10 protein-coding genes and 1 tRNA gene are annotated in these 10,946 nt (G+C 58.7%); 6 read left to right on the top strand and 5 right to left on the bottom strand.

Going from position 1 to position 10,946, the window contains the following annotated elements; genetic code table 11:
• Positions 1 to 63: 63 nt before the first annotated feature.
• Positions 64 to 139 (bottom strand) — tRNA-Thr (locus QKE19_RS04045).
• A 360-nt stretch (positions 140 to 499) separates the two neighbouring features.
• On the opposite strand from QKE19_RS04045, the gene QKE19_RS04040 reads away from it, so the two are divergent.
• From QKE19_RS04040 to QKE19_RS04030, 3 genes are all read left to right on the top strand, one after another.
• Positions 500 to 2,128, top strand: a complete 1,629-nt coding sequence (locus tag QKE19_RS04040; protein WP_347890439.1) for a threonine/serine exporter family protein — start codon at positions 500 to 502, stop codon at positions 2,126 to 2,128.
• A gap of 238 nt (positions 2,129 to 2,366) precedes the next feature.
• Positions 2,367 to 2,768 carry a hypothetical protein gene (locus QKE19_RS04035; protein ID WP_347890438.1) on the top strand — a complete coding sequence of 134 codons (402 nt, stop codon included), beginning with the start codon at positions 2,367 to 2,369 and terminating at the stop codon, positions 2,766 to 2,768.
• Positions 2,769 to 2,782: 14 nt separating this feature from the next.
• Complete coding sequence (locus tag QKE19_RS04030) at positions 2,783 to 3,259, top strand: hypothetical protein (protein WP_347890436.1); 477 nt, start codon at positions 2,783 to 2,785, stop codon at positions 3,257 to 3,259.
• Here the strand turns inward: QKE19_RS04030 and QKE19_RS04025 are convergent.
• Together QKE19_RS04025 and QKE19_RS04020 are read right to left on the bottom strand one after the other, a co-directional pair.
• Positions 3,241 to 3,864 carry a flavin reductase family protein gene (locus QKE19_RS04025; protein WP_049189568.1) on the bottom strand — a complete coding sequence of 208 codons (624 nt, stop codon included), beginning with the start codon at positions 3,862 to 3,864 and terminating at the stop codon, positions 3,241 to 3,243. The genes QKE19_RS04030 and QKE19_RS04025 overlap by 19 nt on opposite strands.
• A 103-nt stretch (positions 3,865 to 3,967) precedes the next feature.
• Positions 3,968 to 5,074, bottom strand: a complete 1,107-nt coding sequence (locus tag QKE19_RS04020; protein ID WP_049189569.1) for a LacI family DNA-binding transcriptional regulator — start codon at positions 5,072 to 5,074, stop codon at positions 3,968 to 3,970.
• A gap of 317 nt (positions 5,075 to 5,391) precedes the next feature.
• Here QKE19_RS04020 and QKE19_RS04015 point away from each other — a divergent pair, with 317 nt between their 5' ends.
• The 3 genes from QKE19_RS04015 to QKE19_RS04005 are packed head-to-tail and all read left to right on the top strand — an operon-like array spanning position 5,392 to position 7,960.
• Complete coding sequence (locus QKE19_RS04015) at positions 5,392 to 6,405, top strand: zinc ABC transporter substrate-binding protein (RefSeq protein ID WP_347890434.1); 1,014 nt, start codon at positions 5,392 to 5,394, stop codon at positions 6,403 to 6,405.
• Between the two features lie 2 nt (positions 6,406 to 6,407).
• Complete coding sequence (locus QKE19_RS04010) at positions 6,408 to 7,088, top strand: metal ABC transporter ATP-binding protein (RefSeq protein WP_147719473.1); 681 nt, start codon at positions 6,408 to 6,410, stop codon at positions 7,086 to 7,088.
• The gene (locus QKE19_RS04005) at positions 7,088 to 7,960 is read left to right on the top strand and encodes a metal ABC transporter permease (RefSeq protein ID WP_069358975.1); all 873 of its coding nucleotides are present in this window, start codon (positions 7,088 to 7,090) and stop codon (positions 7,958 to 7,960) included. Before QKE19_RS04010 ends, QKE19_RS04005 begins: the two co-directional genes overlap by 1 nt.
• Before the next feature lie 573 nt (positions 7,961 to 8,533).
• Here QKE19_RS04005 and rlmB read toward each other — a convergent pair.
• Together rlmB and cysS are read right to left on the bottom strand one after the other, a co-directional pair.
• Positions 8,534 to 9,478, bottom strand: coding sequence for a 23S rRNA (guanosine(2251)-2'-O)-methyltransferase RlmB (rlmB, locus tag QKE19_RS04000; protein ID WP_069358976.1), 945 nt, complete (start codon positions 9,476 to 9,478; stop codon positions 8,534 to 8,536).
• 57 nt (positions 9,479 to 9,535) lie between these two features.
• Positions 9,536 to 10,939 carry a cysteine--tRNA ligase gene (cysS, locus tag QKE19_RS03995; protein ID WP_347890433.1) on the bottom strand — a complete coding sequence of 468 codons (1,404 nt, stop codon included), beginning with the start codon at positions 10,937 to 10,939 and terminating at the stop codon, positions 9,536 to 9,538.
• Positions 10,940 to 10,946: the final 7 nt, after the last annotated feature.

Genomic DNA, 10,946 nt, shown 5'->3' with positions numbered 1-10,946 from the left:
AAAAAAAGCCCCCCCCCTAAAACCAAAGAACCCCAGGCCGGAAAACTTCCTGACCTGGGGTTTTGGAGCCGGAAACGGGACTCGAACCCGTAACCTACTGATTACAAATCAGTTGCGCTACCAATTGCGCCATCCCGGCAACTTTAAAGCGACCCTTTTGGCGTTAGCCGTCGCTGGATCGAAAGAATCAGAGTCAACCTGAGAATCGAACTCAGCTGTGCCGCTGACAGGCGATTGTACAGGTTGGCAAGCAGAAGTTAAAAACGACACCACAGGAAAACTGCAACCGCAGTTCTTGAACACTTTTCCACACGCTAAAAGCCCCGCTCAGATAGGTAAATTCACCGCCTCAAAAACGAATTGAGATTCTCGGCCACTGACGGGGTAGTGTGACTATCGCTAAATCACTGGGGCTATGTTTCTGCAACGTCTCCGCATCGCGTCTTTGCAGCATCACTGCAATGCACCCCAGGCAGTATCGGGGAAAGGAAGTGTCGACATGTCATTCGCTGGTGACAGCAATTCCAACGCCGGAGAAAACTCCGCTACGAAGAATGATCTCTACGACGCTGAAGCCACTGTCTCTTACGACGACACTCCGCAGACCCAGTTTCCTGCAATCGAAGATCAGTCCACCTTCAAGCAGCGCGTGATTGATTTCGTTTCCGGCCCAACGGCAACTGTCGACCTAGTGCACTCGACTACTACCCCGCTGCCGCTGGCACCGATCGATTATTCCGACCCGAGTCAGGTCACGGCCGTACTCGATCTCGCTGCTCGCATCGGCGGGCTATTGCTGGCATGTGGCTCGGGCAACCGCGATACCGAGCTGCAAATTAAGGCCGTGACCTCAGCCTATGGCCTCACCCAAATCCAAGTCGATATCACGTTGACCTCCGTGACGGTCTACCACCTCATCGGCGCACGCCGTACCCCTATTACCGCGATGCGCGTTGTCACCGCGCCAGTGCCCGACTTCGAGCGTTTGCGTCACACTGACCGTGTCATCCGCCGAATTCGCGCGGGCCATCTGAGCCTGGAGGAGGCTATTGAGGCTATCGACAAAGTCGAGCGTGAGCCCGCAAAATACCGCCTCCGCGTCATCTACGCTGGCTGGGCATTGCTGGCTTCATCTGTGACAGTGCTGCTCGGCTCGAGTTTCGAGGTTGCCCTTATCGCAGCTGCGGTCACACTGGCCATCGTCATCGTGATTGGCGAACTCGCCGCCCGCGAGTTGCCCACATTCTTCCAGAACGCAGTCGGTGGTCTCATCGCCACACTCTCCGCTGCTGTACTCAATGCGGCGCAGGCGTATCTCCCCTTTGAAATGCAGCCATCCAGGCTAATCGCTTCGGGAATTATCGTGATGCTCGCCGGCCTAACCCTCGTGCAAGCACTGCAAGACGGCATCACCGGCGCACCTGTGACTGGCTCGGCGCGCTTCTTCGACACCATGTTGTTGACCGGCGGCATCGTCGCTGGCATCGCAATGGGCATCGAGTTTTCCGGAATGCTGGGCATTCCGCTTCCCGACGTCATCGCGGGCTCCGACCTCAACCTTGCACAGGCAACAGTGCGGGTGATAGCGGGAACTACCGCCTCAATCGCATTTGCGTTGGCCTCGAATGCTGGGTTCACCGCGTTGGCAGTGTCCGGAACGGTCGCCCTGCTGGGGTCAATGACCTACTACTACGTGTTGACTCCACTGGGAATTCATCCGGTGACCAGCGCCGGCGCGGCAGCAACGCTGATTGGTCTCATCGGCGGCCTGCTGGCACGACGTTGGTCCATCCCACCGCTGATTACGGCAGTGGCAGGCGTCACCCCGCTGCTTCCGGGTATGACAATCTACCGCGGTATGCACGCACTGCTGCACGACCACCCGACCAAGGGGTTTACGGCGCTGGCCTCAGCGCTGGGCATTGCGACGGCACTAGCTGCGGGCATTGTCCTCGGTGAATGGATGGCGCGTAGGCTCCGTCGCCCTCGCGCACTGCGCGAAGACAGTGGCCTGACCCGTCCAATCCGAGCCGGTATGCGTCGCATCCGTCCTGTGAATCCGCGGAACAAGCCTCGCCGTCCACGCAACTACCGCTTCAAGGGCGGTATGAACCCGCGCCTGGACTAGTCGCTGCGTGAACTGGTCGCTTCCGGAACCAGGTTGTCCACACCGCGCGACCTATCAACAACGTGGTAGAATTAGGTTTTTGAATTGTAAGTAGCGCTTAAAGCTGAAACTGCGTCATCACAATCCCATTCCTTCTTCACTGAACTCGGTTGAGCTCAGTGCCGGGAGCATGTGGCGAGATGGCTGGCAGAAGTAGGTGTATGGGGCGCAATTAAGGCCATGCTTGCCAGGAGGATTCGTGCCACCGAAGGTCACAGACACTCGCACTGCTCAGAACGAGGCTCTTCACAAGGTCGAAGAAAAGACCGCTGCTGGCGCACGGCGAATTGTTGCTACCTTCGCCGAGGATTTCTACGATGCCGTCACTCTGATGTGCATGCTCGGAGTGGAGAAGGAAGGCCTGAGCTTCAAGAAGGTTCACGAGGAATACGAGAAGGAAAACGCTCCGAAGACCGCAAAGCGCACACGCAAGTCCACTAAGAAGACTGCGAAGAAGTCGACCAAGAAGGCCGCAAAGAAGACCACTCGTAAGACGGCGAAGAAGGCTGCCAAGAAGGCCGCTAAGAAGACGACGAAGAAGGCTGCTAAGAAGACCACCAAGAAGGCAGCTAAGAAGACCACCAAGAAGGCAGCTAACTAACGGGGTCACGCAGCATGGGTCGGAGCGGGAAAAAGGCGGTTGCCGCAGTAGCTGTCGTTGCGGCAGTGTCCATGACGGCTACCGCATGCCAGGCAAAGCCGGCAGCGGAGATCGTCGGCAAGCAATGGCAGATAACCGCAATTTTTGATGACCCAAACCTGCCCCACGGTGTGCCGGACGGAACTCAGGCGCCGACTATTACGCTGGGACAGACAACATATGCCTTCGCTGATTCCTGTGGCAACGGCTCTGGTTCGCTGCAGTGGAAGGGCGAGGCGGTCGAATTCGGCGCCCCGGAGCAGACTCGCAGTTTGGACTGCTCAGACCAGGCGCAGACCTATTCGGAGCGCTTCCACAAGATTGTTGCGGGCGAATTCGTCTACACGCAGGACAACAATGGTCTGCGCATGCGAGAGATGAAAGACCCCAAGCCAGGCGAGGATCGCCGTGGCTGGACTGCGACAACCTCGGGTTACACCGAGGGGCGCTGACGCCACTTCTGATCGACAGGCGCATCGGTGCCGGGGTGAGAAACCCGTGCGTAAGAACCGCGGTGGTAAATGAGCGGATTGATTTCTTCACGCTTGCCGATAGCCACAATATCCGCCGTCACAATCCAGTGATCGCCGCCTTCGTAAACATCGACGACGGTGCAATCAATCCACACGGAGCAGCCGTGCAATAAAGGGTTGCCCAGCTCAGAGCGGGTCCACTTCCCCGTCTTGAACTTTTCGCCATTACTGCGGCCGAAGGCTGCCGAGATATCCTCCTGATCCTCGGCCAACACATTGACGGAGAAGCGTCCAGCGTTCCGTATATGCGGCCAGGACCGCGAGGTCTTCATGACAGTAAACAGAACCATCGGTGGAGTGAGACTCAGCGAGGAAAAAGACTGGCAGGCGAAACCGTACGCTTCGCCTTCATCCTCGGTGGCGATAATGGTCACGCCAGTGGTGAACTCACTCATCGCGCCACGGATAGACATTTCATCCAATTCGACGGGGCCGCCAAGTTCGACATGGTCGTCGCGGGTAGCTTCCGGACTATTGAGAGCCGCAGCTGATTGGTCGGTGCTCGAATTTGTTGAATCTGTCATGTAATAGACCTTAATCTGAATCCGAACACAGTAAAGACGAGGTGGGGTTTACCACCCCAAGAGCCCCCGATAGCGCCACGATGTTGTTACCCTCGTCGGCCCGCTACCCGGCTGACGGTGCCGACGGCGCTGCGGTTGTCGATCCAACGACAAACTCAGTCTCCAACAAGACGCGAGGAGCGCGACCGCTGTCCTCGCGTGCGGCCTCAAGCTCCTCGGCCAGCGCGCGGCCGACGGCAATGCCCTTCTGCCTATTCGGCTGAATTACAGTGGTCAGCTTGTGGAAGAGGGCGCGCTCGATTCCGTCAAAGCCTGTGATGGACAGGTCCTCCGGAACACGAATTCCGTTCTCCTTGGCATATTCCAAGACCGCAATTGCCTGAGTATCCGTGGTACAGACCACCGCCGTGAGATCCGGGTTGTCGGTCAGCAGCTGGCGAGCCGCATCGCGGTTATTCTCGCGGTCATTGAGGTGACGCTCGATGATAGGCACATCTGCCTGCTGAATACCGGCCTCGGCAAGCGCTTCCAGCGCACCTTCGACGCGGTTCTTCTGCACCTGGTGATGAGCTTCTGCCAGCCGCTTCTCCGTGACATATCCCGAGTTCGGGGTACGCGACAAGCGCACCGAAAGGATTCCCACCTTGCGATGTCCCAGTTCAGTCAGGTGCCGCACCGCGGGCTTGATGGCCTCACGGTCGTCGATGCCCACAAACGGTAGAGCCGCCGCATCTGCAGGCTGGTCACACACGACCGTCGGCAAGCCGCGAGCGCGCACGGCAGCGAGGAACGGGTCGTTGTCCGCGACGGAGTAGACCACGAAACCGTCGACCACCGCTTGCCGAATCAGATTGAGATCTACGTCCCCGCCCTCCTCGGAGGAAGCTGGAATGACCAACATGGAGTCGCCCATTTCGCCGAGCTCCTCTGCGAGGCCGGCGAGAAAATCCACCGACGCAGGGTCTTCAAAAGCGAACGGGAGGTGCTCGGTGAACAGCACGCCGATGGCGCCAACCCGGCGCATGCGCAGACCGCGAGCCATTGGGTCCGGCCCGGGATAGCCAAGCCGCTCCGCAGTTTCCAAGATGTGCTCTCGCAACTTCTCCGAGAGCTGGTCAGGACGGTTGTAAGCGTTAGACACAGTCGTGCGCGAGACCCCAAGTTCTGCAGCGATGGAAGCCAAGGTGCCACGACGACGCCGACTTTGCACGGAATACCGACCCTTCTTGAAAAACCAACAGCGACTGCCCGCTCAGATATCTTCGTCCAGCTACCTCAGGTAGAAAACCTCGATTTTATGGAAAAGAACTACAACGAGCATCACACGCATCTAATCGCGGACAACTTTACCCAACGAATGTGCGCGACTGTCATTTCGGCCACTCCGGCAGAGGCCCGCCTTGTGACTGGGTCTCCGCAGCCCCTACTATGTTCTTTGAACTAAAAGACAACTGTTTTCAATAGCGGTTAATGCTCAGGAGCTGAATAAAAGGAATAATTCAGCCCGCAACAGGATTGGATACATACATGAAGGCACGCTTTTCCACGCGCATCGCGGCGCTAGTCGCCAGCGCCGGCCTCGTCGCAGGTCTCGGCGCATGCTCCAGCAATGATGACAGCGCTACGTCCGCGGGCAAGTCCGAAGACACCATTAAGGTGGTCACCTCCACCAAGGTCTGGGCAGACGTCGCCGACGCAGTCACCGACGACGAGAAGGTCTCCATCGACCCGATTATCGCGTCCAACGACATCGACCCTCACTCCTACGAACCGGCCGCAGCCGACATGGCAAAGGTAGAGGACGCCGATATTCTCGTCGCAGGTGGCGGGCATTACGACGCATGGCTGACCTCCTCTCTGCGTGACGCAAAGGACAAGGTCATCACCTCTGCGCTGCCGCAGGAAGAAGGCCATGACCACGAACATGACCATGATCACGAGGGCCACGACGACCATGATCACGAAGGTCACGACCACGACCACGAAGGTCACGACCATGATCACGAGGGCCACGAGCACGACCATGAAGGCCACGAGCACCACCACCATGACGGCGAAGCCAACGAGCACGTCTGGTACAACACCGATGCGGTTGAAGAAACTGCAGAGCAGCTCGCCGAAGCTCTGACCAAGATGGGCGCCAAGGCCGACACCAAGGCTGTCGATAAGGAAATCAAGGACATCGAAGAGGCCAAGAGCAAGCTCAAGGCCGCTAAGGTTGCTCAGGTTCACCCGCTGGCCGATGACATCCTGAAGGACACGAAGGTTAAGGACATCACCCCGAAGGGCTACCGCCAGTCCACGCTGAATGAGTCCGAGCCGTCGGCAAGCGATGTCAATGAAATGCTGAAGCTGATTGAGTCCGGCGAGTTGGACTACCTCATCGACGCACCGCAGACCCACGACCAGGTCTCGCAGCGACTCGTCGAGGCTGCCAAGGCAAAGGGCGTTAAAATCGTCGATGTTTTTGAGTCGCCGAGCGCTGACCAGTCGTTCTTTGATCTCTACAAGCAAACCCTTTCCGGTATGGAGTCCGCATAACTTTGCCCTCACTGACTTTTACTGACGCAGCCGTTGAGCCGCTGTGGTCCGGTCTCAATTTGAATATCGAACCTGGCGAGTTCTTGGCCATCCTGGGCCCCAACGGCGTCGGCAAATCCACGCTGCTGACCACTGCCCTTGGCATGCGCCGGCTGACTCACGGTTCAGTAAAAGTCGACGGGAACCTCGGCTACATTCCGCAGCAGCGGATGTTCGAGCCCTCACTGCCCATTCGGGTTCGCGACCTCGTCGAGCTGGCAGCCGGCAAGAACCGCTCCGCCACCGACGAAATGCTGGACTTTGTCGGCGCGGGCGGTATTGCGGACCGTCGCGTCGGCACGCTCTCTGGCGGTCAGCAACAGCTTGTCCGTCAGGCGCAGGCGCTCGTTTCGGCGCCGGATTTTTTGCTTTGCGACGAGCCTCTGCTCTCCCTCGACCCTGCGGCGCAACGGACCACGGTCGAGCGCCTGGACCGGCATCGCAGGGAAAACGACACGGCAGTCGTCTTCGTCACCCACGACATCAACCCCATCCTGGGCGTCTGTGACCGGGTGCTCTACCTGACGCCGCATGGACATGCGGTCGGATCGGTCGAGGAAATCATCACTTCAGAGACGCTCTCGGAGCTCTACCAAACCAACATTGCGGTTGCCCGTGTCGAGGGAAAGCTGGTTATCGTCTAATGACCCTACTGACTCAGTATTTCTCCGACACCGCTGCTCTGCTCCAAGTCGGGTTCGTCCACAATGCTCTCATCGCGGCAGCTCTACTCGGGCTAATCTCCGGCATCATTTCGCCACTGATTGTCATGCGACAGATGAGTTTCACGGTCCACGGCACCAGCGAGCTGGCACTTATGGGTGCATCCGCGGCCCTACTACTTGGTGTCAGTGTCAGCAGCGGTGCCATTATCGGTTCGGTGCTCATCGCAATAGTCCTGGCGGCACTGTCGCTTCGAGGGCGCCAAGATGCGGTCGTGGGCGTGGTCTTGAGCTTCGGCATGGGCTTATCGGTGCTGTTTATCCACCTCTACCCCGGCCGGACAAGTACCGCGTTTTCACTTCTCACCGGCCAGATCATTGGTCTGACTGACACTTCTCTATGGACGATGGCCATCGTCGCGGTCATCGTCGTCGGCGGCGTTGCCTGGAAATGGCGGCCGCTTCTATTCGCCTCCGCCGACCCCATCATGGCCGCCGCCTGTGGTGTCAACGTGAAGGCGCTATCGATTTACTTCGCGATTCTCACCGGTCTCGTCGCCGCCCAGGGCGTACAGATTGTCGGCTCTCTGCTCGTCATCGCCCTCATCATCACCCCTGGTGCTGCGGCCGCATTCGTCACCGCCTCTCCTGTAAAGGCCATCATCCTGTCGACCATCTTCGCCGAGGTCGCGGCCGTCGGCGGCATTGTTCTCTCACTCGCACCGGGCATCCCGGTCAGCGTTCTAGTGACGACAATCGCGTTTGTCATCTACCTGATCTGCTACGCCATCGGAACGGTGCAATCGCGCAAGGCAACGCGTGACGACGTCCAGGCTGCCAAGTGGAGCAAATAGACACATACGCTTTTTCGGAGTTCCATCGCTTTTCGGAGTGTCTTTTAAAACAACAAAAACATCGGGCAGCCCCTCGAGTGACGATTGCGGAGAAGGTGCGCACCTTCCCTCTCGCCACCGAGGGGCTGCCCGTATTTTTGCTGGATTCTCTAAAAGCAGACTCCAATACCCCCAGCTCTTTTTAAGACTGCGAGACTGCCGAAATGGGTTGCCCCGGCAGACAGAAAAACTAACGCTGAGGATGTCGTGGTCTGACATCTCAGTGACCCAAAGCTAGCTGTACAAGCCACCGCTAGGTCCGTGCGCTTCCCTAAACTACGGCCAATTACGCCCCTATTTCTAGGAGCATGATTTGCCCGCCCTCCCCTTCGGGAAACTACGGATAATTTTCTGTTGGAAGTGATAATAACGCTGTTATTTCTGCAGCGCACGCCGGAAATAGAATTATCTTTAAAGCGCTGAACTACTGGGGGTAGCCATAAGTACCGGCCGCAATTTAGAACCCAAAATACCCCACGTAAACGCTATTACTATAACGAATTGATAATGGCGCCTCCGGGGGTATCAAATGCGCTACTGGCTACTCTTTGCCCGGCGTTGGCGGGCAAACTCACTCAGAGTCACACCGGCAGCAACGGAAGCATTGAGCGACTCCACCCAGCCGGTCATCGGAATGGACATGATGGTGTCACAGGTATCGCGCACCAGGCGCGAAAGCCCCTTACCCTCGGAGCCGACGACCACAACCACCGGTGTGGTGCCGTCGTAAGTATCCAGAGTGTGGTCGCCACCAGCATCCAGCCCAACAACCTGGTAGCCAGCCTTCTGGAACTGCTTGAGCGAACGCACCATATTGGTCGCCCGCGCAACTGGCAGACGCGCAGCAGTACCAGCCGAAGTACGCCAGGCCACGCCCGTAATGGCGGCCGAGCGACGCTCCGGAATCACCACACCGTGGCCGCCAAAGGCCGCCACCGAGCGAATGACCGCACCCAGGTTACGAGGGTCGGTGATGTTATCCAGGCAGACGATAAGACCCGGCTCCCCGGTCTTGGCCACCGAATCAATCAGATCTTCGACAGACGAGTACTTGTATGGCGGAATTTGCAGACCGATGCCCTGGTGCATGGTGTTGCCGGTCATGGTGTCCAGCTCGTGGCGGGGCACCTCGCGAATCGGGATACCACGGGAGTTAGCAATACGCACTGACTCCTGCAGGCGCTCGTCATTGTCGGTGCCCAACGCCACAATCAGCGCTGCCGCTGGCACCTTCGCATGCAGGCACTCCACGACCGGGTTACGGCCAACTACCAGCTCGGAGCCATCTCCCTTGCGCTCATGACGCCCAGAGTCACGGCGTCGCTTCTCATTCGCCCGCTTATGAGCTGCGTGATAAACGCGGTCCTCTGCCTTCGGGGTCGGTCCCTTGCCACGCAGGCCCCGCTTCTGGCCGCCGGAGCCGCCGACGTTCTTCTTGCTTGCCTTGCGCACTGCGCCACGACGACCGTTGCCTGCCATAGCTACCTGCTTTCTGTAGTTAATAGTTTTCTTTAGCCTAAAGCCAGCTTTTCAGCTTTAGTCAGCGACAGACCATGCCGGGCCATCAGCGGTATCAGTTACCGCGATACCCGCTTCCTTCAGACGGTCGCGCACAGCATCAGCCGTAGCCCAGTCCTTCTCTGCACGAGCCCGAGTGCGTTCCTCCAACTGGTGCTCAACCAGCACACCGAGCGCATGCATTGCCGCATCGGAACCGGAATCGGAGGTTGCCCACTGCTCATTCAGCGGATCGAACCCAAGGACTGCGGCCATAGCGCGGACAGCACCGGCAATCTCCTTAGCCTTGGTCTCGTCGCCGTCGGCAAGCGCCTGATTGCCTCCACGAACAGCGTTGTGGATTTCCGCGAGCGCGCGTGGGACGGCGAGGTCGTCGTCGAGCGCTGCTTCGAACGCCGGCGTCCACTCACCGATTTCGATATCGCCGAGCTTATCGACGGCACGGTGCATAAACGCCTCGATACGACGGTAGCCCGCTGCCGCTTCCTGCAGAGCCTCCTCGGAGTACTCCAGCACGGAGCGGTAGTGCGCACTACCGAGGTAGTAACGCAGCTCAACCGGACGAACCATGGTCAGGATATGCGGCACGGACAACACGTTGCCGAGCGACTTCGACATTTTTTCGCCGGCCATTGTGACCCAGTGGTTGTGCATCCAGTAGCGGGCAAAGCCGTCGCCGGCTGCGTGCGACTGCGCAATCTCGTTTTCATGATGCGGGAACTGCAGGTCGAGACCGCCACAGTGGATGTCGAACTCCGAGCCCAAGTAGTAGGTGGCCATGGCGGAGCACTCCAGGTGCCAGCCCGGACGGCCATTGCCCCACGGCGTCGGCCACGAGGGCTCGCCCGGCTTAGCCGCCTTCCACAGTGCGAAATCGTGCGCGCCACGCTTGCCCGGAGTGCTGGTCTCGCCCTGCTCCATCTCGTCAACGCGGTTGCCGGACAGGCTACCGTAGTCGCTGCCTTCAGCCTTGGACCAGGCGTCCACGTCAAAATAGACGCTGCCATCGACAGCGTAGGCGAAGCCGTTATCCATCAGACGCTGCATATACTCCACCATCTGAGTGACATGTCCGGTGGCACGCGGCTCAACGCTCGGCGGAAGAACACCGAGCTGGTTGTAAGCCCAGGTAAATTCACGTTCAAAGCGGGAGACCCATTCCCACCAAGGGCGGCCGTGCTCGGCGGCCTTGTTCAAGATCTTGTCATCGATATCGGTAACGTTGCGCACAAAGGCGACGTCATACCCCTTGGCGATCAGCCAACGGCGCAAGATATCAAAGGCCACGCCGGAGCGAACATGGCCAATGTGCGGCTGAGCCTGCGGGGTCGCACCGCACAGGTAAATGGAGGCACGCCCCTCCCGGAGAGGCTTAAAATCCTTCAGTTGGCGGGTTGCGGTATCGAAGATTTGAAAAGTCACAGCCCCG

The sequence above is a fragment of the Corynebacterium sp. c8Ua_99 genome, from assembly GCF_039907185.1.
Lineage (GTDB): Bacteria > Actinomycetota > Actinomycetes > Mycobacteriales > Mycobacteriaceae > Corynebacterium > Corynebacterium jeikeium_D.
This window is presented reverse-complemented; position numbering and strand designations above follow the sequence as displayed.

Coding starts and splice junctions, on each gene's coding strand:
- QKE19_RS04025 (WP_049189568.1), bottom strand. CDS start 3,864: ATGACAGATTCAACAAATTCGAGCACCGACCAATCAGCTGCGGCTCTC.
- QKE19_RS04015 (WP_347890434.1), top strand. CDS start 5,392: ATGAAGGCACGCTTTTCCACGCGCATCGCGGCGCTAGTCGCCAGCGCC.
- QKE19_RS04040 (WP_347890439.1), top strand. CDS start 500: ATGTCATTCGCTGGTGACAGCAATTCCAACGCCGGAGAAAACTCCGCT.
- rlmB (WP_069358976.1), bottom strand. CDS start 9,478: ATGGCAGGCAACGGTCGTCGTGGCGCAGTGCGCAAGGCAAGCAAGAAG.
- QKE19_RS04005 (WP_069358975.1), top strand. CDS start 7,088: ATGACCCTACTGACTCAGTATTTCTCCGACACCGCTGCTCTGCTCCAA.
- QKE19_RS04030 (WP_347890436.1), top strand. CDS start 2,783: ATGGGTCGGAGCGGGAAAAAGGCGGTTGCCGCAGTAGCTGTCGTTGCG.